At 47.6% G+C, this 21,997-nt stretch carries 25 protein-coding genes; 11 read left to right on the top strand and 14 right to left on the bottom strand.

The window, feature by feature from the left end:
- Nucleotides 1-30 precede the first annotated feature (30 nt).
- From HZS85_RS09575 to HZS85_RS09560, 4 genes are all read left to right on the top strand, one after another.
- Entirely contained in the window at nt 31-501 is a 471-nt protein-coding gene (locus HZS85_RS09575) for a metal-binding protein (RefSeq protein WP_035408706.1), read from the top strand.
- Nucleotides 502-687: 186 nt separating this feature from the next.
- Nucleotides 688-1,389 carry an MIP/aquaporin family protein gene (locus tag HZS85_RS09570; protein WP_035408708.1) on the top strand — a complete coding sequence of 234 codons (702 nt, stop codon included), beginning with the start codon at nt 688-690 and terminating at the stop codon, nt 1,387-1,389.
- Between the two features lie 43 nt (nt 1,390-1,432).
- A complete protein-coding gene (glpK, locus tag HZS85_RS09565) occupies nt 1,433-2,935 on the top strand; it encodes a glycerol kinase GlpK (RefSeq protein WP_214855371.1) in 1,503 nt (500 codons plus the stop codon).
- 78 nt (nt 2,936-3,013) lie between these two features.
- The gene (locus tag HZS85_RS09560) at nt 3,014-3,334 is read left to right on the top strand and encodes a hypothetical protein (protein ID WP_214855369.1); all 321 of its coding nucleotides are present in this window, start codon (nt 3,014-3,016) and stop codon (nt 3,332-3,334) included.
- 87 nt (nt 3,335-3,421) lie between these two features.
- On the opposite strand, the gene dhaM is transcribed toward HZS85_RS09560, so the two are convergent.
- The 3 genes from dhaM to dhaK are packed head-to-tail and all read right to left on the bottom strand — an operon-like array spanning nt 3,422 to nt 5,378.
- Nucleotides 3,422-3,790 carry a dihydroxyacetone kinase phosphoryl donor subunit DhaM gene (gene dhaM, locus HZS85_RS09555; protein WP_035408716.1) on the bottom strand — a complete coding sequence of 123 codons (369 nt, stop codon included), beginning with the start codon at nt 3,788-3,790 and terminating at the stop codon, nt 3,422-3,424.
- The gene (gene dhaL, locus HZS85_RS09550; RefSeq protein WP_214855366.1) at nt 3,783-4,385 is read right to left on the bottom strand and encodes a dihydroxyacetone kinase subunit DhaL; all 603 of its coding nucleotides are present in this window, start codon (nt 4,383-4,385) and stop codon (nt 3,783-3,785) included. Before dhaL ends, dhaM begins: the two co-directional genes overlap by 8 nt.
- A gap of 24 nt (nt 4,386-4,409) precedes the next feature.
- On the bottom strand, nt 4,410-5,378 hold the full coding sequence (gene dhaK / locus HZS85_RS09545) for a dihydroxyacetone kinase subunit DhaK (RefSeq protein ID WP_035408722.1): 969 nt from the start codon (nt 5,376-5,378) through the stop codon (nt 4,410-4,412).
- Between the two features lie 154 nt (nt 5,379-5,532).
- On the opposite strand from dhaK, the gene HZS85_RS09540 reads away from it, so the two are divergent.
- Together HZS85_RS09540 and HZS85_RS09535 are read left to right on the top strand one after the other, a co-directional pair.
- Nucleotides 5,533-6,234 carry an AzlC family ABC transporter permease gene (locus tag HZS85_RS09540; RefSeq protein ID WP_035408725.1) on the top strand — a complete coding sequence of 234 codons (702 nt, stop codon included), beginning with the start codon at nt 5,533-5,535 and terminating at the stop codon, nt 6,232-6,234.
- Nucleotides 6,213-6,539 (top strand): AzlD domain-containing protein, encoded by a 327-nt coding sequence (locus tag HZS85_RS09535; RefSeq protein ID WP_214855363.1) that lies wholly within the window; start codon nt 6,213-6,215, stop codon nt 6,537-6,539. The genes HZS85_RS09540 and HZS85_RS09535 overlap by 22 nt, the downstream gene beginning before the upstream one ends.
- Nucleotides 6,540-7,490: 951 nt before the next feature.
- Here HZS85_RS09535 and HZS85_RS09530 read toward each other — a convergent pair.
- The 6 genes from HZS85_RS09530 to hflX all read right to left on the bottom strand — a co-directional run bounded on the left by HZS85_RS09530 (nt 7,491) and on the right by hflX (nt 12,547).
- Nucleotides 7,491-7,766: a GNAT family N-acetyltransferase gene (locus HZS85_RS09530; RefSeq protein ID WP_214855361.1), complete on the bottom strand. Its 276-nt coding sequence runs from the start codon at nt 7,764-7,766 to the stop codon at nt 7,491-7,493.
- On the bottom strand, nt 7,741-7,977 hold the full coding sequence (locus tag HZS85_RS09525) for a (4Fe-4S)-binding protein (protein ID WP_050678346.1): 237 nt from the start codon (nt 7,975-7,977) through the stop codon (nt 7,741-7,743). The genes HZS85_RS09530 and HZS85_RS09525 overlap by 26 nt, the downstream gene beginning before the upstream one ends.
- Before the next feature lie 116 nt (nt 7,978-8,093).
- On the bottom strand, nt 8,094-9,440 hold the full coding sequence (gene glnA, locus HZS85_RS09520; RefSeq protein WP_056060529.1) for a type I glutamate--ammonia ligase: 1,347 nt from the start codon (nt 9,438-9,440) through the stop codon (nt 8,094-8,096).
- Nucleotides 9,441-9,485: 45 nt separating this feature from the next.
- Complete coding sequence (locus HZS85_RS09515) at nt 9,486-9,884, bottom strand: MerR family transcriptional regulator (RefSeq protein WP_023467758.1); 399 nt, start codon at nt 9,882-9,884, stop codon at nt 9,486-9,488.
- 141 nt (nt 9,885-10,025) lie between these two features.
- A complete protein-coding gene (locus HZS85_RS09510; protein ID WP_214855359.1) occupies nt 10,026-11,303 on the bottom strand; it encodes a methionine gamma-lyase family protein in 1,278 nt (425 codons plus the stop codon).
- A gap of 2 nt (nt 11,304-11,305) precedes the next feature.
- The gene (hflX, locus tag HZS85_RS09505) at nt 11,306-12,547 is read right to left on the bottom strand and encodes a GTPase HflX (protein WP_214855357.1); all 1,242 of its coding nucleotides are present in this window, start codon (nt 12,545-12,547) and stop codon (nt 11,306-11,308) included.
- Nucleotides 12,548-12,686: 139 nt separating this feature from the next.
- On the opposite strand from hflX, the gene HZS85_RS09500 reads away from it, so the two are divergent.
- Nucleotides 12,687-13,658 carry a tyrosine-type recombinase/integrase gene (locus HZS85_RS09500; protein ID WP_056060521.1) on the top strand — a complete coding sequence of 324 codons (972 nt, stop codon included), beginning with the start codon at nt 12,687-12,689 and terminating at the stop codon, nt 13,656-13,658.
- Between the two features lie 149 nt (nt 13,659-13,807).
- On the opposite strand, the gene hfq is transcribed toward HZS85_RS09500, so the two are convergent.
- Nucleotides 13,808-14,056: an RNA chaperone Hfq gene (hfq, locus tag HZS85_RS09495; protein WP_023467753.1), complete on the bottom strand. Its 249-nt coding sequence runs from the start codon at nt 14,054-14,056 to the stop codon at nt 13,808-13,810.
- A 48-nt stretch (nt 14,057-14,104) separates the two neighbouring features.
- The gene (gene miaA / locus HZS85_RS09490) at nt 14,105-15,031 is read right to left on the bottom strand and encodes a tRNA (adenosine(37)-N6)-dimethylallyltransferase MiaA (protein WP_214855355.1); all 927 of its coding nucleotides are present in this window, start codon (nt 15,029-15,031) and stop codon (nt 14,105-14,107) included.
- 508 nt (nt 15,032-15,539) lie between these two features.
- Between miaA and HZS85_RS09485 the strand changes: the two genes are divergently transcribed.
- On the top strand, nt 15,540-16,067 hold the full coding sequence (locus HZS85_RS09485) for a P-loop NTPase family protein (protein WP_214855353.1): 528 nt from the start codon (nt 15,540-15,542) through the stop codon (nt 16,065-16,067).
- Between the two features lie 35 nt (nt 16,068-16,102).
- Here HZS85_RS09485 and HZS85_RS09480 read toward each other — a convergent pair whose 3' ends face one another.
- Entirely contained in the window at nt 16,103-17,101 is a 999-nt protein-coding gene (locus tag HZS85_RS09480; RefSeq protein WP_214855351.1) for an ABC transporter permease, read from the bottom strand.
- On the bottom strand, nt 17,094-18,014 hold the full coding sequence (locus HZS85_RS09475) for an ABC transporter ATP-binding protein (protein WP_214855349.1): 921 nt from the start codon (nt 18,012-18,014) through the stop codon (nt 17,094-17,096). The genes HZS85_RS09480 and HZS85_RS09475 overlap by 8 nt, the downstream gene beginning before the upstream one ends.
- A 126-nt stretch (nt 18,015-18,140) precedes the next feature.
- Between HZS85_RS09475 and HZS85_RS09470 the strand changes: the two genes are divergently transcribed.
- The gene (locus HZS85_RS09470) at nt 18,141-18,905 is read left to right on the top strand and encodes an SGNH/GDSL hydrolase family protein (RefSeq protein WP_214855347.1); all 765 of its coding nucleotides are present in this window, start codon (nt 18,141-18,143) and stop codon (nt 18,903-18,905) included.
- A gap of 38 nt (nt 18,906-18,943) precedes the next feature.
- Here HZS85_RS09470 and HZS85_RS09465 read toward each other — a convergent pair whose 3' ends face one another.
- The gene (locus HZS85_RS09465; protein WP_035408747.1) at nt 18,944-19,294 is read right to left on the bottom strand and encodes a DoxX family protein; all 351 of its coding nucleotides are present in this window, start codon (nt 19,292-19,294) and stop codon (nt 18,944-18,946) included.
- Between the two features lie 205 nt (nt 19,295-19,499).
- Between HZS85_RS09465 and HZS85_RS09460 the strand changes: the two genes are divergently transcribed.
- Nucleotides 19,500-20,630 carry a S1C family serine protease gene (locus tag HZS85_RS09460; protein ID WP_214855343.1) on the top strand — a complete coding sequence of 377 codons (1,131 nt, stop codon included), beginning with the start codon at nt 19,500-19,502 and terminating at the stop codon, nt 20,628-20,630.
- A gap of 76 nt (nt 20,631-20,706) precedes the next feature.
- Complete coding sequence (locus HZS85_RS09455) at nt 20,707-21,954, top strand: lysine N(6)-hydroxylase/L-ornithine N(5)-oxygenase family protein (RefSeq protein WP_214855341.1); 1,248 nt, start codon at nt 20,707-20,709, stop codon at nt 21,952-21,954.
- Nucleotides 21,955-21,997: the final 43 nt, after the last annotated feature.

The raw sequence follows: 21,997 nt of genomic DNA, 5'->3' as shown, positions 1-21,997 counted from the left end.
GGAGGGACCAGTTACGACTGGTCTTTTTTCATGCCTTCAGGAAATGTACATGATACCGTCAATACCGTCGCACTGACGGGTTACGTTGCGTATTCGGTCGCAACGCAACAAACCGATTGGTTACCGACTGCCATCGGTATCGCTGTCGGTACGCTTTGGTTGTCACCTGACCTCGATTTAAAGTCAGAACCGTATTATCGCTTTGGACCATTTCGAGTCCTGTGGATGCCTTATGTGAAGATCATGCCCCACCGCTCGATCTGGTCACACGGATTGATCATTGGGGATGTCATTCGACTCCTTTATAGTGCTGCACTTGTGATTCCCTTATTATTTCTCAGCTTGTATTTTCAAGTCATCGCGTCAGAGACCATCGATTCCTGGTTCGCTTCCCTACCCGCTTTTGTCATTGGTATCATGGTGGCGAGTACAATTCATATCCTACTAGATTATTCCAGTAGTTGGTTTCGACCTAAAAAAAGAAAAAAGCGTCGTCGTTAACACCTCTTTTGCTTGCTTGCAGGCAAGACGAGGTGTTTTCATATCCAATTTTTCGTATCTTTAAACATTAAAATAAAAAATTTCCATTCCTATATTTCAATTATATGTATTGAAAACGTTATCAAATCGGAGTAATTTAAAGTAGAAAGACCATTATTTGCTTTAATCCAAAGGGAGGGTTTTTGCATGAATAACTTTGTACTAGAAATGATCGGTACGATGATCCTCATTCTGCTCGGGGATGGTGTCGTCGCCGGTGTCGTCTTGAGAAAGACGAAGTCCGAAAACAGCGGATGGATTGTCATCACGTTCGCTTGGGGTCTTGCTGTCATGACAGGAGCATTCGTCGCTGCTGAGAGTGGAGCGCACTTGAACCCTGCTTTAACAATTGCACTTGCTTTAAACTCTGATTTACCGTGGGCAGACGTTCCTGTCTATATTGCCGGACAACTTGTCGGAGCTTTCATCGGCGCCATTCTCGTTTGGCTTCATTACATGAAACATTTTGAAGCGACTGATGATCAAGCTGCAAAACTCGGTGTGTTCGCAACAGGTCCAGCGATTCGCCATACGCCGTCGAACTTGATTTCTGAAATCATCGGGACATTCGTTCTCGTCTTCGGTATCTTGGCGCTCGGTTTAACGACATTCGGTGACGGCTTAAAACCACTTATCGTCGGTTTACTCGTCGTCGTCATCGGTCTATCACTTGGTGGTACAACAGGATATGCCATCAACCCGGCCCGTGACCTTGGACCGCGTATCGCACATGCTATCTTACCGATTCCGAATAAAGGGTCATCTGACTGGGGCTACTCATGGATTCCAGTTGTTGGTCCAATCATCGGCGGAGCGCTTGCCGTGTTCATCTATCAATTGATCTACTAAGATCACGTTTCACAAACACATACCGCTCAAGGGGGATTTCGAAATGGAAAACAAGTATATCCTAGCACTCGACCAAGGTACGACAAGCTCACGTGCGATCATCTTCGATCACGACGGGAAAATCGTCAACTCGGCACAACGGGAATTCAAGCAATACTTCCCGCAACCAGGCTGGGTCGAGCACGATGCAAACGAAATCTGGGGTTCGATTCTTGCTGTTATGGCTGAAGCACTCGGAACAGCAGATATCAAACCTGAGCAAATCGCCGGAATCGGAATCACAAACCAACGTGAAACGACAGTGGTCTGGAACAAAGAAACAGGTAAACCGGTTTATCACGCGCTCGTTTGGCAATCACGTCAAACGTCTGGTATCTGTGACGACTTAAAAGAACAAGGTTTGAATCAGAAGTTCCGTGATAAAACAGGACTTTTGATTGATGCCTACTTCTCTGGTACGAAAGTCAAATGGATTCTCGACAATGTCGAAGGCGCACGTGAGCAAGCAGAGAACGGTGAATTACTCTTCGGTACGATCGATACGTGGCTCGTTTGGAAACTGTCTGGTGGAAAAACGCATATCACGGATTACACGAACGCTTCACGAACATTGATGTATAACATCTATGAGCAAAAATGGGATGAAGAGTTGCTCGATATCCTCGGTGTTCCTGCATCAATGTTGCCAGAAGTTCGTCAATCGAGTGAAGTCTACGATAAAACAGTACCGTATCACTTCTTCGGTTACGAAGTGCCAATCGCTGGGATCGCTGGTGACCAACAAGCTGCACTCTTCGGTCAAACATGCTTCGAAGCGGGTGAAGGAAAGAACACATACGGAACAGGTTGTTTCATGCTCATGAATACGGGTGAGAAAGCCGTTTCTTCTGACCACGGACTCCTGACGACAATTGCTTGGGGCGTTGATGGAAAAGTCGAATATGCGCTTGAGGGTTCTATCTTCGTCGCCGGTTCTGCGATCCAGTGGCTCCGTGATGGACTCCGTATGTTGAAACACGCGAAAGATTCAGAAGGCTATGCAACGAAAGTCGATTCAACAGACGGTGTTTACGTCGTTCCTGCTTTTGTCGGTCTTGGTGCACCGTATTGGGATTCAGATGTTCGTGGGGCGATCTTCGGATTAACACGCGGAACAGATAAAGAGCACTTCGTTCGGGCAACGCTTGAATCACTCGCTTATCAAACACGCGACGTGTTGACAGCGATGGAACAAGATTCTGGAATCGAACTGAAAACACTTCGTGTCGACGGTGGTGCTGTAGCCAATAACTTCTTGATGCAGTTCCAATCGGACATCCTCGGCGTTCCTGTCGATCGTCCAGAAATCAACGAAACGACTGCACTCGGTGCAGCATATCTTGCTGGATTAGCTGTTGGTTACTGGAAAGATAAAGCGGAAATCAAACAACAATGGAAGCTCGATCATCAGTTTAAACCAGAGATGAAAGAAGACGATCGTGAACAACGCTATGCTGGATGGCAAAAAGCAGTGGAAGCGACAATGGTCTTTAAACCATCGAAATAAGTTAATTAATAACCCGATCCCTTTTACAGAGGGACCGGGTTTTTGATATCTTATAGAAAATATAGCGTGAGGTGCCTCATGAATACCATTTATTCTGATCAACAGCTAAAAGAGCACATTTTGGCCGCACTAGAAGGCAACATCACACATGAAGAATTGGCAGATTGGTGTTACCGGTATATGATTGACGTCTACCATAATGATTACTATCATCTTGCAACTGACGGACGTGGAACTTATCCATTAAGTGAACAAGCGACTGAAGTAGCAAACGATATCGATGCACAATGGGATATGTATCTTGCTAACAGTTATACTCTAAATGAATTACAGACCATTGATTTAGCTACAATTCATTTGCCTAGAGAGTGGTTAGAAAAATGGCTCCAGTCGTTTTGATTCATGAGACTCTCTACCAAGTTTTAATATGAATAAAAGTAATTGAAATAAATCCCCCTCGCCTATTCGCGATGGGGGATTTATTACTTATTTGCCAAACTCATTTTTTAATCCGTCTTCAATCTCATCGACGGATTTCGACTGTCCACTTAAAACAGCTGCTAGAAAAGCACCTTCGACGAGTGGTGCGTCGATAAAACGTACCGTCCGTTCGCCACTGTATAATTCAAGTGCTAATTCCGTATTCATCGTCGCAGAACCGATATCCGTTAAGACGACTCCATCGTCGTCTAGTGTATTCAGTGTTTCTTCGATTCGTGTCGCGTCTGTTCCAATGCTACCATCTTCAAGACCGGCTGCTACTAAGACTGGCGTATCCGGTGCCATCTCTGCCAACAGTTCTTTCAGCCCAGCCGCGAGTTTTTCACTATGAGAAACGAGTACAAGATTAACCATGAAGCACCTCCGCGATTTCGCCGAGTAGCAAAGCACTCGATAAACTACCTGGGTCCTGGACGCCTTCCGTCGCTTCACCGAAGTAGGACGCGCGCCCTTTCGTTGCGATACGCGCTTTTGTATCAGCAAGTGCTTGATCGATTGCCGCTTTCAAGTCCCCTTCTTGCGAGAGCGCTTCTTGGAACGGTGTCCAGATATCGACCATCGTCTTTTGACCGAATTCTGACTTTCCGCGCGACTTGATCCCTTCCGTCGCTTCGCGGAAAGCGTCTGCAAGCTCTGCACCTTCGACTTCTGTTTTCCCTTTGAATGCACCGGCGAACTTAACGAATGCTGTCCCGTATAAAGGACCGGATGCCCCACCAATCGTTTTGATCAGCGTCATCCCGACTTCTTTGGATAAAGCTCCTAAATCCTCATATTCGCCGTGTTCTTCTAGCGTCTTCTGGACTGCTTGGAAGCCACGCGACATGTTAATTCCATGATCTCCATCACCAATTTCCCGGTCAAGGTCCGTCAATTCATCCTTATGCTGTTCGATCTGTTCCGCTGCTTTGAGGAGCGCGCTTTGCAACTGTTCCGTCGTCAACTTCATGTTTTTACACCCCGTTTATTTGAATTAGAATCCAATCGCTTTCGTTTCTGCATCGAGATATCCGAGCAGTTCATCATCCACTGGTAAGAGCGTGATTGAGAACCCGTGCATCTCAAGCGATGTCATATAGTTTCCAACGAATGAGCGGGCAATCTCGTAACCATGCGCCTCAAGTTCTTCCGCGACATATTTATACGTGATGTACAGTTCGGATTCTGGTGTTCCGCCCATCCCATTCACCATGACGGCGACTTTTTTGTCTGGTACTTCTTTCGTCAAACGATCGAGCAACTCTTTGACGATCGCATCAACGGAAGCGACTGCTTTTCGTTCAAGTCCTTTTTCACCGTGGATCCCGATTCCGATCTCCATCTCGTCATCATGCAACTCAAAGCCTGGCTTGCCGCTCTCCGGCATGTAACATGGTGAGAGTGCCATTCCGATCGAACGAACGCCCTTGATGACTTTTTCCGCAACTGCTTTGACTTCACTTAGTGATTTTCCTTCTGCCGCTGCAGCACCGGCAATCTTATGGACGAAGACAGTTCCCGCGACCCCACGACGATCCTCTTCCTTTTTGATCGCGATGTCATCATTGACGACGACCGTATCGACTTCGATATCCTCGAGTTCAGCAAGTTCCTTCGCCATATCGAAGTTCATGACGTCACCTGAATAGTTCTTGACGACGAGTAGGACACCTTTTCCACCATGCGCAGCCTTAATCCCTTCAAGCACCATGTCGGGTGTCGGTGAAGTGAACACTTCCCCACAAACAGCCGCAGCAAGCATACCGTCCCCGACGAATCCAGCGTGTGCCGGTTCGTGACCGCTTCCCCCACCAGAGACAAGACCGACTTTTCCGTCCAGTGGTACTTTCCGCGCAACGACGTTAACACCTTCGACTTTTTTATACAAATCAGGGTGAGCAAGTACGAGTCCGTCGACCATGTCTGAAACGAACCGGTTTGAATCTTTCATTAATTTGTGCATGAAAAACGCTCCTTTACCTAACTGATTTTGCCGTACCACTTACTCTTTACCACCAAATCAAGTCGAGTATGTCGAAAAAAATGATGAAAATATTGACCAGTTGGTGACGATATACCGCACGAATGCTATGCTCTTAAAAAAGAGGAGGAATCGAATGTCATCAGCCTTTCAAGCAGGTGTCCGCGCCTGTCTACCCACCGTCCTTGGCTATATCGGCATCGGCTTTTCCGCAGGGATCGTCGGTCGTGCCTCCGGCTTATCCCCTCTTGAAGTCGGATTCATGTCCGTCTTCATCTATGCCGGCGCCGCTCAATTCATCATCACGAGTCTCTTGCTGTTGAATAGTCCCGCCTCTGCCATCATTCTGACGACATTCATCGTCAATCTCAGGCATTTGTTAATGAGTCTGACGCTCGCTCCGCACGTCGAGACACGCCACCTTCGTGACCGACTCGGTACCGGGACGTTACTGACAGATGAATCGTTCGCTGTCGCAATGAATACTGCGCAAAAAGGGAAGATCTCACCGTCCTTCATGCATGGCTTAAATCTGACCGCGTATCTTAGCTGGATTATCGCAACCGTTCTCGGTGCACTTGTCGGTAGCTGGTTTCCTGATCCCGAGCGCTTCGGTCTCGACTTTGCTCTGACGGCGATGTTCATCGGTTTATTGTACTTACAATTTGAAGGAGAACGTACCCGTATTGCCGTGAATAGTTGCCTCTTATTGATCGTCTTACTTTTGCTTTACATCACCATGCGCTACTTTTCTGCGGAAGTCGCCGTTCTTTGCGCGACACTCGGTGGCGCTAGTATAGGAGTCGTGATCACACGATGGAAATCCGCCCAGAATTAATCGGTCTCTTTTTAGCTTGTGGACTCGTCACTTGGATTCCACGTATCTTACCGTTTCTCGTCCTTCATGGACTGACGTTACCGCGCCTTGTAACGGAATGGCTCTCCTTCATTCCGGTTTGCTTACTCGGTGCGTTATTTTTTCAAAATCTACTTATCGCGCAAGACGACGCGTTCCCAACGATTTCGACGCTTCATGTCTTCGCCGCCCTACCGACGATGGCAGTCGCGATTTTTAGTAAAAGTCTTTCTTGGACGGTCGTGACTGGTGTTGTTACGATGGCGTTTCTACGATTGTATCTGTAACTAATCTACTATTCCTTTTTTTATGTAGTACGATTTGATATCCATCTTATGCTATTTTTAAAATGGAAATAAATGAATAGTAAAGGAGGTTCTAATATGCCTAAAAAGTGGCCGTTATCCTTTCTGATTTTATTGTGCGCTAGTTTTCTACTTGTGAATCAAATAGACGTATCCTACATGTTAAAACAAGGACTTGTCATACTGTACGTTGTAATCTATTTTGGCGTGATGGTTGTTTCTCAGAAAAAGAAAGTCTGATATCACAAATATGCAAATCCATATATTTATTCTGAGAATGAAACAATCACAAAAAGTTTTTATTTTTACATTTTTGAGATATAATGTAATCAGTTATTCTTATCAAGCTAATACATAACAATATTGGAGGGACTATAGTGTATAACTATTTTGTATCTTTTACATTTAGAAGTGCTACAGATAGAGTTAACTTTGGATCTACCGTAGTAAAAACACCACGTAAAGTTGTAGACCACGATACTCTCACCTTGTTGAGAAGTAATCTCGCCTCACCTCAAGAACCTATTTCAGACTCACTAGTTATCTTAAGTTTTCAATTAATCGAAGAATGATACGATATAAAGGCGCTTACGAGCGTCTTTTTACTTTTTCATCTTCATCCATATACACACGTGATGTCGTTTCATTAATCATCGTTACGATTGGATAAAGTTTATTGCGTCGAACATTGAAATATCAAAGGTATTTCATATAAACAACCAACATCTTCTTTCGAAGTTTTATCGTCTCTTCATTGACATCAATCTCACGATTATTTCGAAATAGCACAATTGATTTAATGATTAGTGTAACAACGTTTAGATCGCTTAGTCTTTTTAGTCATCAAAAGACGTCTCTTTCGCATACCGCTTAGTCTAACGAAAGAGACGTAAATAGTTCGACACTCAACTTAGATTCATCCGTGGAAACTAATTACATATTTGAAGATATTTCAGCATATTCCGGAGTACGCTCAAACTCTTTTTTCGCAAACGGACATAACGGCAACAGTTTGACGTTTGCTTTTCGGGCCCAGTTGACGATCTCGGCAACGAGTTGTTCCCCGATCTGTTGGTTCCGGTGCGCGGGATCAACATACGTGTGATCAATGATCCACATGCCGTTGTTCGTATCGCTGTAAGTGATTTCTCCAATCACTTCACCTTCCTGATGGGCTTCGATTTTACGTTCCGCTCGTTTCAGCTCCATTTGCTTCCCTCCGTTCGTAAGATAAGGCGCCGCTTGGACAACCATCGACGACGCGCATGACGTCTTCCACCGGCGCCCCGTCCGCTTCAATCCAAGGACGCCGTTTGACATCAAAGACGGTCGGTAGACTTCGTACACAATGACCGGAATGAATGCAGACTTCCGAATCAAAATAGACCGTGATCTCTTTGCCTTCATATCCTTTTTTCATGATGTATCGTCTCCCTTTCTTTGTACTCTTGTATCTTTCCATATCCTTGACTCAATCCCTGTCGACGACATGAAAAAAGCACTTCCAGACAAAAGTCCAGAAGTGCTTGAGTTGGATTAGAACAAGACCATGTACTGATCGCGTTCCCATTCCGTGACTTGCGTCCGGAACATATCCCATTCGATTTCTTTCAATTCAACGAAGTGCTCTGCGATGTGATCGCCGAGAGCGTGCATGACGACGTCATCCGCTTTCAAGACTTCGAGTGCGTGGCTGAGTGTTGATGGAAGATCATCGATTCCGTTCGCAACGCGTTCCGGTTTGTCCATGACGTAGATGTTACGGTCGATTGGAGCCGGTGCTTTCAAGTTGTTCTTGATTCCGTCGAGACCTGAAGCGAGCAATGTCGCAAGCGCGAGGTACGGATTCGCTGCTGGATCGACTGAACGAACTTCGATACGAGTCGAGAGTCCACGTGCTGCAGGAACACGGACGAGTGGTGAACGGTTACGGGCTGACCATGCGACGTAGCAAGGCGCTTCGTAGCCAGGAACAAGACGTTTGTATGAGTTGACTGTCGGGTTACAAACCGCTGTGAAGGCACGTGCGTGTTTGAGGATACCTGCTGTGAAGGCACGTGCATCATCCGACAATTGCATTTCTTCGTTGCCTTCATCGAAGAAGACGTTCTCGTTGCCTTTGAAAAGCGACATGTTCGCGTGCATTCCTGATCCGTTGACTCCGAAGAGTGGTTTTGGCATGAATGTCGCGTGCAAGTTGTGCTTCGCCGCGATCGTCTTGACAACAAGTTTGAACGTTTGGATGTTATCCGCTGTCGTGATCGCATCCGCATATTTGAAGTCGATTTCGTGCTGACCTGGAGCGACTTCGTGGTGTGATGCTTCGATTTCAAAGCCCATGTTCTCGAGCTCGATGACGATTTCTTTACGGCAATTTTCACCAAGATCGACTGGTGCGAGGTCGAAGTATCCACCTTGGTCGTTCAATTCAAGTGTCGGACGACCTTTTTCATCTTTCTTGAAGAGGAAGAATTCTGGCTCTGGTCCAACGTTGAATGATGTGAAACCGAGTTCTTCCATCTCTTTAAGTACCCGTTTGAGCTGACCACGTGGGTCTCCTGCGAACGGCGAGCCATCCGGATTATGGATGTCACAGATTAAACGTGCAACTTTCCCTGTTCCATCCTCTGTCCATGGGAAGACGACCCATGTGTTTAAGTCTGGGAAGAGATACATATCTGATTCTTCGATCCGGACGAATCCTTCGATCGATGAACCATCGAACATCATTTTGTTATCAAGTGCTTTTTCCAATTGGCTTACTGGAATTTCAACGTTCTTGATCGTTCCGAGGATATCTGTGAACTGTAAGCGAATGAAGCGTACATCCTCAGCTTTAGCGATTTTCAAAATGTCTTCTCGTGTAATGTTGCGACGTGTCATGTGACAAATCCCCTCTCCGATTCGTTTTTATATGGTTACAGGTCCTTACTTGAAGAAACGCCCAAGCTCACCTTGGATGAGCGACGTCTTTCCATGTCGTCCTGCTTCCTTCAATTCATTTTTCAGGAGTTTATACAATTCGCCGTCAGATAGTTCCGGACGCGTCTCGACGACGCTCTCCGCAACGCGTTCGCGTTTGACGAGATCGTTTTCGAAAATCAATTTGATCCCTGCGATATTCAGTCCCTGATCCAGGTATTCCTTAATCGACAACAGGCGATCGACATCGTTGAACGAATAGAGGCGACGCTTCGTCTCTGTCCGCTCCGGCTTAATTAGTCCCTGTTCTTCGTAATATCGGATCTGGCGGGCAGATAACGCGGTCAACTCTTGAACGACTCCGATGGGAAATAGTGGCTTGGACTGGCGTGATGAGTCTGCCATGTGGTTCCTCCTTTTTCCTTACTCCATGAGAATAAACCTCTGTCAGGCAACTTGTCAAGCGATGTAAGAAAAGTTAACACAACTTTTTTAATCACTTTACTCGAAGTCGTTCAGAGGTCGTTTTCACGAGATATGCTAGTATTAAACGTTTTTTTCTGGAATTAATTGTTTTTCCATCAAGTGATTGACGGCTGAGATGATCGCGATCTTGACGTGGCTATACGTTAAACCACCTTGGACGTATGCAGTATAGGGTGCACGGATCGGACCATCCGCTGACAACTCGATCGATGAGCCTTGTACGAACGTTCCTGCTGCCATGATGACATCGTCCGCATATCCCGGCATATAATCCGGAATTGGTAACGCATGTGCATTGACGGGTGAAGCAGCTTGGATCGCCTGACAGAAAGCAATCATCGGCTCCGGCGCATGGAACGAGACCGATTGAATCAAATCCGTCCGTTCTGCCGTATGGTGCGGTGCCGTGTCAAAGCCGAACTGACCGAGCATGCTTGACGTGAACATCGCACCCATCAACGCTTGGCTAACCGTATGTGGTGCCATATAGAAACCTTGATACATATCCGGAAGTGCGGATAACGATGGACCGGCTTCGGCGCCAATCCCTGGCGTCGTCATCCGGAACGATGCCCGTTCGATCAAGTCCGTTCGACCGACGAGATAACCGCCAGTCTTCGCAAGACCACCACCTGGGTTCTTGATCAACGACCCTGCCATCAAGTCTGCCCCGACGTGCGTCGGTTCGATCGTCTCGACGAATTCACCGTAGCAGTTATCGACGAAGATCAGTACGTGCGGATGGACGGCTTTGATGGCGGCGATTGCTTCACCGATTTCATTAACCGGCAGACTGCGTCGCGTCGCGTACCCTTTTGAACGCTGTATCCCGACTACCTTCGTCTGCGGTGTGATCCGTTCGAGAACGACCGGTACGTCGATCGTCTCGGCGTTTTTCATCTCGACGACATCATAGTGGACGCCCAATTCCTTTAATGAACCGCGTCCATCACCACGAATTCCGACGATCTCTTCGAGCGTATCGTATGGTTTTCCTGTGATATAGAGCAGTTCATCGCCCGGCAACAATAAACCGAACAACGCGATACCGATTGCGTGGGTGCCGCTGATGATTTGTGGACGACAAAGACCGGCTTCCGCACCGAAGACGTCGGCATAGATGCGTTCGAGCGTATCGCGTCCTTCATCGTTGTAGCCATAGCCTGTTGACGGCATGAAATGAAAATCACTGACCTTGTGACGCCGGAACGCATCGAGGACACGGAATTGATTATATTCCGCGACCTCTTGCGCCTTCTTGACGTACGGAGCGATCTGTTCCTCCGCCCGGTCAATGAGCGGACGAAGCGTTTCGTAATGGGTTAATTCTGAAAACATGTTTACACCTCGTATTGTTTCAATGTCGCGTATAGACGCGTATCTTTACGCAAGTAACCTTTAAGAATGACAGAACCATCTTCTTCAAACGATTCCTTCAAGTTCATCATGACTTCCTTTGCCGGATTGTAATGAGCAAAACCATCAACCGGGATGCGGATCTCGAGATACTCGAGGATCTCACTGATTGAACGTTCGATCTCTTCAATCAAACGCTCGATGTCCTGCGGATCAAGTGCAGAGATCAACAGTTTCCCGCCTGTAAACAAACGGTTCAGCTGGTCCTTCTTGTTGTAGACTTCGAGCTGCGGGATGTCACCGGCACCGAGTTCATCGAGAACATCGTTCGTCGTCTGCATCTGATTCAAATAATGCTCACTCGATGCATCGACGACATGGAGGATCAAGTCCGCTTCCAGCACTTCCTCGAGGGTCGAGCGGAACGCTGCGATCAACTTCGTCGGAAGATCTTGGATGAAACCGACCGTATCCGTCAGGAGGATTTGCCCACCTTCCGGCAAATCAACTTGACGTGTCAACGGATCGAGCGTCGCGAACAATTCATCCTTTTCGTATGTGTCGGCTTGAGTCAACCGGTTGAAGATCGTGGATTTGCCAGCATTCGTATAACCAACGAGTGCGATTTGGAACGTCTGGTTCTCTTTGCGACGTTCCCGGTAACGAGAACGGTGCGCGACGGATGTCTCGAGTTGTTTCGAAATCTCATCGACGCGGCGCCGGATATGACGACGATCCGTCTCGAGTTTCGATTCACCTGGTCCACGTGTTCCAATTCCGCCACCAAGACGTGACAGTTGTGTTCCCTGCCCGGCAAGACGTGGCAACAGATAACTCATCTGTGCCAGTTCGACCTGCAATTTCCCTTCGCGTGACTGGGCACGTCCAGCGAAGATATCGAGAATCAACTGCGTCCGGTCGATCAACTTGATCGCTTCCGGGTCTGATAAGGCAATCCGGATATTTTTCATTTGACCCGGCGTGACTTCAGCATTGAATATGATTAAATCAGGTTCAAGTTCGTCTGCTAACGCAACGAGTTCCTCAACCTTTCCTTTTCCGATGAACGTACGGCGGTCAATTGCTTGTCGTTTTTGATCCAAACGACCGACGACGACACCATGCGCAGTCGTTACGAGTGCTTCGAGCTCCGCGACCGATTCTTCATAGACATGATCCGGGACACCGGGGAGCTGGCAACCAACGACGATGACGCGTTCTGACATAATATCATTCCTTTCACGAGTAAAGACGTACTGCGCCCCTTATCATACCACAGCCACCGGTTCGTCTGAACTTTTTTGGACAGGAAACATCCGTTCGGTTTATGATGGAAGAAACACCATTAAGAAAGGGAGGAAAACGATGGCACGCGAACAGTCGTATACGCTTCCAGAATTCATTGAACGCTACCTATTTTATTTAACGACAAGCGGACGACAACTTTCGACCGTCCGGCGCTATCGGTACGATTTAATCGAAGTCCACCGCTACATGACGGATGTCGATCAACCACTTGAGACGATCGATGATTTCAAGGCGATTTCGATTGAGACGTGGAAGACGTTCATCAATGAGTACTTGATCGAAGAGAAACTCTACCAACAAGCGACGGTCGCCCGAATCGTCACCGTCATCAATCAAGTCAATTACCAAATTCGACAAACGAAGGCGAAGCTGATCGAATACGCACAACCGACACATGAATTGACGGCAAAACACGTCGCTTCCTTTAAGGAATACGAGCAACTCGTCCGAACGAATCAATCCGATCGCGGCTTGACGGAACATCAATTGAAAGCCCGTCCGTATTTGATCGATCGAAACGAACTCATTCTCCGCCTGTTTTATCGCTACGGTTTACGCGTCCATCACATCATCGGCTTAAAGATGCACGATCTCAACTTCGCCCAGCAAGAGATGACCGTCCACGATCGACTCGGCAACCGCTACCTGCTCCATCTCGAGCGGGAAGATCAAGATATCATGTTGCGTTACTTGAAGACGATTCCGGAGCCCGTCCGTCCTCGTTATCACAGTACCGACCCTTTTTTCGTCGCCTTCGACTTCGCCCGGATGACATTCCGCTGGGTTTACAGTAAGAATGCACCGAAGCAATTGTCGATCGTCATGATCACGAAGATGATGCGTCAGCTGAATGAACGGTCGGACAACAAGCGGGTCTTGACACCGTCGATGTTACGCAACAGCTTCATCCTAAAAACGTATCAGGACGAGATGACGAAGGAAGAACGCCTGCAGAAGACGTGTCTTTATAAGGATGTCTCGCTTCGACGTTATGAAGAGGCGGTCGAGGAACTGACACCATTACTGTAATGACACATTTACGCTGAAAGTGAAGTAGCTGTCATTTTTCACTTCACTTGCGAAGCGTCATTCTTCTTTCGTTATTCGTCTCGAATTTTTAATACGACCCACACCTGAATGAAACCTAAAAAAAGACGACCCCCCGGTCGTCTTTTTCATTAGCGAGAAACTTCTTGCGTCTCTTCTTGCTCATATAACGTCACGTTGCGCGCTGGTGCGAACGTCGAGATCGCGTGTTTGTAGATTAATTGCTGTTTGCCTTCTGACTCCAAAATGACCGTGAAGTTATCAAATGACTTGATCAGCCCCCGTAATTGATACCCGCTGATTAAGAAAACCGTCGTTGGGACTGCATCTTTCCGTAATTGATTTAAAAAGACGTCCTGAATGTTGTATGTCGCTTTCATGATTCCCCGTGCCCCCTCTTTTTATCTGTTTCTGTCTTCGGGCAACTCTTATTTAACCGCTTTCAGAAACTCTACAGTTCTATCATAGATAATTTTGAACGTTTCTTCAAATGAAAACTTTCCCATATCTACCCAAACGCCATCAAATTGATGACGGAACCAGGTCAATTGACGTTTGGCGAAGCGTCGTGTGTTCCGTTTTAGCATGTCAACAGCAGGATCGAGTGGTGCTCCGTCAAGAACAGGTAACATCTCTTTATAACCAATCGCTTGCAACGCCTTCGTCTGTCGATACCCGGCAGCGTCCAGACGCGCCACTTCCTCTAGAAGGCCACTGTCGACCATCATGTCTACCCGCTGATTAATCCGGTCATACAAACGATCCCGGTCTTTCATGTGTAAAACGAACAGCAAACTCTCGTAAAGTGCGGGTTGACTGCCAGTCGTTTGCGTCTGACCAGTCCGCGCGACCTCGATCGCCCGAACGACCCGCTGGATGTTATTCGGATGAATGGCTTCTGCGCGCACCGGATCGAGTTCTTTTAACTGATCATGTAGTGCAGTTGCTCCATGTGTCGCCGCATACGCTTCGAGTTCAGTCCGTAGGGCTGGATCTTCTGCCTGCTCAGTAAACTGGTAATCATATAAAATCGATCGGATGTAAAGCCCTGTTCCACCGACGATGATCGGTAACTTACCACGGCTTGCGATCTCATCAATCGTCGCTCGGGCAACCGTCTGAAAACGGGCTACACTCATCTCGTCGTCCGGTGTGACGAGATCTAGCAGATGATGCGGCACTCCTTCCATCTCTTCGGTCGTCACTTTTGCCGATCCGATGTCCATCCCTTGATAGACTTGAACCGAATCTCCGGATAAGACCTCTCCGTTTAGTCGTTTTGCGAGTTCAATGCCTGTCTTCGTTTTTCCGACTGCCGTCGGTCCGACGATGACAATAACTGGTTGTTTCTTCATTCTGCTTCACCCATTCTTTATCTTTTCATTTTTGATTCGAGTGTACCACAGCCACTTACTCGGATTAAAAAAATCCACAAAAAAACCGCCCTCCTTGGACGGTTCCACACTTACTTGTCTTATACGCGACGGATGAAATCGTCATAGATGGCACTAAAGATGCACCATCCACAAATGACGACGCCTGTCAGCATGATGCCCCAATCTGCCATGGTCGTTCCTCCTCTAGTCATCGTTATTCTCTCTTTTGACGGTTTGAATGGTTTGTAAACCCTTTCGAGCAGGTTTGACACCAATTCTTGGAATCAGTATGATAAAAGTACGATTGGTACGTAGCGCGGAGGCTGACCTGCATCGGCTTCCTATTAGAGGCACTGCCTCTCGATTCCATGTCTTGTGTTGGCACGAGGCGACATAGGAAGATTTCCTTCTTCCACAGAACAGGTCCGGCATCATGCCCGGGCCTGTTCTGTGTGCTAGTAGATTATTTCGAAAGGAGCTGGTTCTCGTGCGCATTCAAATCATTGGTGGGTCTGGTACTGGAAAAAGTACACTAGGTGCATTCATCGGACAATCGGAACGGATTGCGTGGATCGATACCGACCATTATCTCTGGAAAGATACGAAGTTCACTGAAAAACGTGACGTCTCCGAGCGATTTTCCATGTATGAAGCAGATATACTGACTTACCGTGATTACGTCGTCTCCGGTTCTGTCTTCGCCTGGTACCCGGATGGTTTCACCAATCGGGACTTGCTCGTCTTCCTGTCGCTCGACGAATCGCTCCGGATGGAACGGCTCATCGCACGCGAAGCAGCACGTTATCCTGACTTTTCAGGATCAAATGAGTTCCTCGACTGGTGCCGGACGTATCATACAGCGACGGACCCGAAGATGATCGGCACGTTCGCGGAACACCAACTGCAAATGGAACGGTCGGTTTCCCCCGTTCTAAGATTAGACGCTTCCATACCGACACAGCTTCAGTATCAAAAAATAATGGAAACATATGACAAATTGCCTCATAGATCATGACAAACGGGTCCCCTCTTCAGGTGGACCCGTTTGTCTTAATACATATCTTTTTGCGTGAAGTTCCAGAAGGCAACGATTAGTGCCGCGGCCGTCCAACAACCGAGGACAGCAAGCGAAAACGGAAGTGTCATCCCTTCGATCGGTGGCGCTTGACCATCGAGGTAGTTAATCAGTCCAAAGTTGACGTTGACGAGATACTTCGAACTCGTCCAGCTCGAACCGAGCGTCGTCAGTAACGTACCGGAAATCAAAACTGCCATCATGATCCCGATGCCTGTCGCCGTATTCTTGACGAGAACGGAGACCATCAAGGCAATCGTCCCGACGACCGCCGTGACGATCCAGGCTAGACCGACCGCCATCAACAGATACTCCCACATCGGTAACGTATGCACGAATTCAGTCGAGAACGTTCCGCTCGGTGAAGCTTGGAATCCGGTCAAGATCGGTGCGGTCCAGCCGTCATAACCGAGGACGATTCCGGATATCGCATAACAGACGACGACGGTCAATGCCATCAGCATCGATGTATAAAGTAACACCGTCAACCATTTCGCCATGAGGATCTTCCAACGCCGGACCGGTCGCGACAGCAACGTCTTGATCGTTCCGTCATTTTGTTCCCCGCTGACGATGTCCGCCATGATGACGATGATGAACAGCGGTAAAATCAACGTCAATCCTTGCGAGAAGAAAATCCGGATGAATGTCGGGGCTCCCGGATAATTCGGATTGATGTCGTTATCGAGATAGTATTGGTTTTGTTTTAGGTCGAATTCAAGGAACTGACGGAACTCATCTTGAATACTGCTAGAAGCAAGACGGTTCTGTGTATCGACGATATCTTGTTGAAGTTCAACCCGCCAATCGAGTGTTCCTTGCTTTTTGATCTGTTCTTGAATGTCTCGATACTGTGCGTACGTAAACATTGAGACGAGGACGATGAGGATGATCGCAACAACAGCAAACCGACGTTTCGAAGCGATTTTCGTCACTTCATTTCGGACGAGACCGATCATGTTCGGATTACGCAATGTGATCGCCTCCCGTTAACGTGATGAACAGATCTTCAAGCGTCTGGACTTTCCGTTCGATCGTCCAAACTTCAACACCTGCTTCAAGCAACTGCTTGTTGAGTGCCGGCGTCTTACTAGCATCCATCAAGGTATGGACCGTATTCGCATCGACGACTTCGGATACTTGGACTAAATCAGAAGCCGATAAAATCTCGTTCGCCTTGAAGGCATCGTCGACACGCCAATCAACACCAGGAGCAAGCGACTCGACCAGCTCCTTGACCGTTCCGACTTGGACGATTTTACCGTAACTCATGATCGCGACACGATCGGCGAGCATCTCGATTTCAGCGAGAATATGACTCGAGACGAGGACCGACAGTCCCGTTTCCTCGACGAGCCGGCGTATGAATTGACGCAAATCCCGAATCCCCATCGGATCGAGACCATTCGTCGGTTCGTCGAGAATCAAGACGCTTGGTCGTCCGAGTAGTGCTTGGGCGATACCGAGACGCTGACGCATCCCGAGTGAGTATGTCCGGACTTGATCGTCGACCCGCGCCGTCAAATCGACGAGATCGATGACTTCCTGAATCCTTGCCTCGTCGACATTCGGTAACATCCGGGCGAAGACTTGTAAATTTTCACGACCTGTCAAATATTTATACAACTCCGGGTTCTCAACGATCGAACCAATCCGCTCCATCGCTTGGACGAACTGTTTGCGGACGTCGAAGTCACAGACTGTGATTTTACCGGACGTCGGTTTAATCAGCCCGACGAGCATCCGGATCGTCGTCGTTTTCCCTGCCCCGTTCGGTCCAAGGAAGCCGAAGACCTCACCCGGTTGAATTTCAAACGAGATATTATCGATGATCGTCTTTTTTCCGATCACCTTTGTTACATCTTCTAATTTCACTGTTGGTTTCACGTCTCTCACCTCTTATTGTCTATTCTAGCGGAATAATGAATCATTTGACTTGTCAGAACACTTCATTTCCGCACATTCTTTCAACATTTGCTACAATCAGGATAGAACCTAGAAGGAGGAACGTTCATGAAGCGATTACGCTGGTCCCTGTTTTTAACCGTTTCACTCTTACTGACCGCGCTGTTTGGTTACGGTTTCGTCAACGCCTATAGTGATGTCGTCAATCCACCGAAGCGTGCCGTCCTCACACCAACGAAGGAAGAACCTGTCAAAAAAGGCGGAACGTACGTCGCGCTTGGTGATTCCTTGACGCGTGGTGTCGGAGCATCTAACGGAAATAGTTATGCTGCTCTTGTCGGACGTGACCTTGTCAAAGCGAACACGGTCGAGCGTTTTCAGAATCTTGCCGTCAGTGGTGCCCGGACGGAAAATTTATTAAAACAACTCAAACAAAAAGAAGTCCTACGCTCAGTCAGTCAAGCGAAAGTCATCTCGGTGACGATCGGCGGAAATGACTTGTTCAATCGTGGCGAAGGTGTCACGAATTTCGATGCAAAGAAAACGGCCGCGACGATTACGACGGCTCAAGACAACTTAAAAAAGACGTTCCGGATTCTGCGCGAACAAAATCCGGATGCTGTCATCTTCTACGTCGGACTTTATAATCCTTTCCGGGCAACGGAAAACGGTGAGGCGTTCGATGTGATCGTGCAAGACTGGAATGCTAAATCCCGGACGCTCGGGATTGAATATGACGTCGAAATCATCGACACATTCAATCTCGTTCGCGACGTCAAACGTGATTTATCAAGCGATCAGTTCCATCCGAACGACTCTACCTATGAAGAGATCGCAAAAGCCGCATTACTTGCTGTCAATAAACGTTTCTAAAACAAAAAGCCGCCATTTCGGCGGCTTTTTGTTCCGATTCATTTCAGGCGTTTGGCCAAGGCGATCAGTCCCCATTGAAGCGGCAAACGTGTCCAGAGCAACCATGATGGAAGGCGCTTCCCATTGACCGGCTTCGGATTGACGGCCATATTGACGTTTGCCGGTAAGACCGCGTACAAAAAGGCCGGAAGCGTCTTACGAACGAGATGTACTCCTTTTCCTGTCAACAGCATGAGACCATAAGCGATCTCGATCACACCCGTTACTTGGACGAAAAAGCGCTTAAACGGAATGAACGACGGCATGATGCTGACAAACCCTTTCTCGTTGCGGAAATGACCAACTCCCGCAAACAATAATCCTGCTCCATAGACTAGACGTAATAGCATGATCATTCACTCTCTCTTTCCACTTTACGGATTCATTCGAAACAGCTTCAGTGTATCGAACTGATCCGATTATCTCAACTTTTAGAAATTGTCGTCGAATTATGGGGAATGATGAGTCATTTCGGAATGTCTCCCGTAATCAGGTGACAAGTCGCTTCATTTGCTATGATGAAGTCAGAAATCATACAGGAAGGGATGACGACTTATGGCTGGAAAAACAAAAGGACTTTTACCTGGATTGACTGGAGGAATCATCGGTGCCGTTCTGACGGCAACGATCGCGTTTCCGATTTTACTCGATCAAGAGCAACAGGTCGCGGACACACCACTCTCAAACGGAATGCCAAAACAAGTCTCGACGACGTCGAATGATCCAGTGACGAATGCAGTCGCCACTGCTCAAAAATCCGTTGTAACGGTAACGAATTATCAAACCGGTAATGCGATGTCGCAAAAAGAAGCAGCTGCCGGGTCGGGATCTGGTGTCATTTATAAAAAAGAGAATGGAAAAGCATACATCATTACGAACCACCACGTCGTCGATGGCGCATCAAAACTTGATGTCACGCTTAACAACGGTAAAACACTGCAAGCCAAATTACTCGGTAGTGACGAAACGTATGACTTAGCCGTATTAGAAGTCGACGCAAACGACGTTCCAGGCGTCATCACACTCGGGAAATCGGCTGACTTAAAAGCCGGGCAGACTGTCCTTGCAATTGGCAATCCGCTTGGTGAATTCCAAAATTCCGTTACCCGCGGAATCGTCAGTTCAAATGACCGAACTGTACCGGTCGATACGAATAACGATGGACAAGACGACTTTAATACAACGGTCATCCAGACGGATGCCGCGATCAATCCTGGTAACTCAGGCGGTGCCTTGATCAATGAACAAGGACAACTCGTCGGTATCAACTCGATGAAAATTGCCGAGTCGGGTGTTGAAGGTGTCGGTTTCAGTATTCCAATCGATGATGCATTACCAATCCTTAAACAACTTGAGACGAACGGTAAAGTCGAACATCCGACACTCGGTGTTTCCTTACAAGATGTGGCGGCGTTCCCTGCTGGATATTTAATAGATCAAGTTAACTTACCAGACAGTCAAAAAACAGGTGTCGTCGTCATGTCAGTCGAACCGAACAGTCCAGCTGCTGCGGCTAAACTGAAAACAGGTGACGTGATCACGAAAATCAACGACTCCGAGATTAAAGGATTCGTCGATATCAAAACGGCACTCATCAAATCAGACGGTCCACTCTCACTGACAATCATCCGTGACGGAAAAACGATGACGGTCGAGACGAAAACAACGACGACCGACCAGCTGTAAACTTCAGCCTGACGTTTCGTCCGCCTTCCTTTTCGGGTATTGTTTTAGAACAATATCGAATTGGGAGGCTTTTTCTATGTATGACTTAATCGGCATCGGCATTGGTCCGATGAATTTAGGGTTGAGCGCACTGGCTCATCCGACAGATTTAAAAACGTTATTTTTTGACGAAAGCGAACAATTCTCATGGCATCCCGGCATGATGATTCAGGACTCGATGATGCAAACGAGCTTCATCTCCGATCTCGTCACACTTGCTGATCCGACGAGCGCATTTTCTTACCTTAATTACTTACGATCGATCCAACGTCTCCACACGTTTTACTTCTATGAAAAACTTCTGATTTCAAGACAAGGTTACAATGATTACTTACGCTGGGTGGCGACACAGCTTAATGATTTACGATTTTCAACCCGCGTCGTCGATGTGCAAGATACCGGTGATAGTTTTGAGGTCCTCGTCGAAGATGTCACAACCGGAAAACGGGAAACGTTCGAAGCACGGAACGTCGTCATCGGTACTGGCTCAAAGCCCGCGATTCCAGACACGTTTGACGAGCGTGTCATTCACAATACACAATATGTCATGAACAAGGCAGAACTGTTGCAGCGCAAAAAAATCAGTATCGTCGGCTCCGGTCAAAGTGCTGCCGAGATCTTCCTTGATCTTTTGACGACACCTGCTCCAGAGCGTCCTGAACTCGAATGGATTGCGCGTTCGACACTGTTTGAGACACTCGAGACCGGTAAACTCGGAGAAGAAATTTTTTCACCGAGCTATGTGATGTACTTCAATCAGCTCCCACTCAAAGTAAGACAAGAGTCGGTCAAGAAATTCGCCCGGTCTCAGAACGGCATCAGTCCAGAGACCCTGCAATCGATCTATGCCCACCTCTATGATTTGACGGAAGAAGAACAGCAACAAGTCGCGATTCGCGCGAATCTTGAAGTGAAAAAGATTACCTATGACGAACGGTTCACGATCGCGATGCAACATCAAGAGCTCGAAGATGAACGCTCGTCTAAAACAGATGCTGTCATCGCGGCAACCGGCTTTTCGCCATCCCTTCCAAGCTTCATTGATCGACTCGATATCGTGTTCGAAGCACCCAACGCTTGGAAAGTCGACGCGGACTATCAAATCGTGCGTTCCGTCGAGACGGCGCATCATCTTTACGCAACCGCTAATTTAGAGCTGTCACATGGTCCAGCTGCTGATAATCTCGGCATGTCTGTTTCGCGGAATCAGTTGATCTTGAACGCTGTCGCCGGTACGGAACTTTATCCGGTCGAACAACATGCGACGTTTACGACGTTTGATTAAGTCAGATGAGCATACAGTAAAACGGACGAGGTATGGTGCGCAC

This window comes from Exiguobacterium sp. s130 (genome assembly GCF_018619055.1).
In the GTDB taxonomy this organism is placed as follows: Bacteria; Bacillota; Bacilli; order Exiguobacteriales; family Exiguobacteriaceae; genus Exiguobacterium_A.
This window is presented reverse-complemented; position numbering and strand designations above follow the sequence as displayed.

Coding starts and splice junctions, on each gene's coding strand:
- dhaK (WP_035408722.1), bottom strand. CDS start 5,378: ATGCACAAATTAATGAAAGATTCAAACCGGTTCGTTTCAGACATGGTC.
- HZS85_RS09455 (WP_214855341.1), top strand. CDS start 20,707: ATGTATGACTTAATCGGCATCGGCATTGGTCCGATGAATTTAGGGTTG.
- HZS85_RS09515 (WP_023467758.1), bottom strand. CDS start 9,884: ATGGCAGACTCATCACGCCAGTCCAAGCCACTATTTCCCATCGGAGTC.
- miaA (WP_214855355.1), bottom strand. CDS start 15,031: ATGAAGAAACAACCAGTTATTGTCATCGTCGGACCGACGGCAGTCGGA.
- dhaM (WP_035408716.1), bottom strand. CDS start 3,790: ATGGTTAATCTTGTACTCGTTTCTCATAGTGAAAAACTCGCGGCTGGG.
- hflX (WP_214855357.1), bottom strand. CDS start 12,547: ATGTCAGAACGCGTCATCGTCGTTGGTTGCCAGCTCCCCGGTGTCCCG.
- HZS85_RS09575 (WP_035408706.1), top strand. CDS start 31: ATGCCTTCAGGAAATGTACATGATACCGTCAATACCGTCGCACTGACG.
- HZS85_RS09510 (WP_214855359.1), bottom strand. CDS start 11,303: ATGTTTTCAGAATTAACCCATTACGAAACGCTTCGTCCGCTCATTGAC.
- HZS85_RS09535 (WP_214855363.1), top strand. CDS start 6,213: ATGGAAATCCGCCCAGAATTAATCGGTCTCTTTTTAGCTTGTGGACTC.
- glpK (WP_214855371.1), top strand. CDS start 1,433: ATGGAAAACAAGTATATCCTAGCACTCGACCAAGGTACGACAAGCTCA.
- HZS85_RS09500 (WP_056060521.1), top strand. CDS start 12,687: ATGGCACGCGAACAGTCGTATACGCTTCCAGAATTCATTGAACGCTAC.
- HZS85_RS09570 (WP_035408708.1), top strand. CDS start 688: ATGAATAACTTTGTACTAGAAATGATCGGTACGATGATCCTCATTCTG.
- dhaL (WP_214855366.1), bottom strand. CDS start 4,385: ATGAAGTTGACGACGGAACAGTTGCAAAGCGCGCTCCTCAAAGCAGCG.
- HZS85_RS09560 (WP_214855369.1), top strand. CDS start 3,014: ATGAATACCATTTATTCTGATCAACAGCTAAAAGAGCACATTTTGGCC.
- HZS85_RS09465 (WP_035408747.1), bottom strand. CDS start 19,294: ATGCTATTACGTCTAGTCTATGGAGCAGGATTATTGTTTGCGGGAGTT.
- HZS85_RS09525 (WP_050678346.1), bottom strand. CDS start 7,977: ATGAAAAAAGGATATGAAGGCAAAGAGATCACGGTCTATTTTGATTCG.
- HZS85_RS09460 (WP_214855343.1), top strand. CDS start 19,500: ATGGCTGGAAAAACAAAAGGACTTTTACCTGGATTGACTGGAGGAATC.
- hfq (WP_023467753.1), bottom strand. CDS start 14,056: ATGAAAGCGACATACAACATTCAGGACGTCTTTTTAAATCAATTACGG.
- HZS85_RS09540 (WP_035408725.1), top strand. CDS start 5,533: ATGTCATCAGCCTTTCAAGCAGGTGTCCGCGCCTGTCTACCCACCGTC.
- HZS85_RS09470 (WP_214855347.1), top strand. CDS start 18,141: ATGAAGCGATTACGCTGGTCCCTGTTTTTAACCGTTTCACTCTTACTG.
- HZS85_RS09530 (WP_214855361.1), bottom strand. CDS start 7,766: ATGGAGCTGAAACGAGCGGAACGTAAAATCGAAGCCCATCAGGAAGGT.
- glnA (WP_056060529.1), bottom strand. CDS start 9,440: ATGACACGTCGCAACATTACACGAGAAGACATTTTGAAAATCGCTAAA.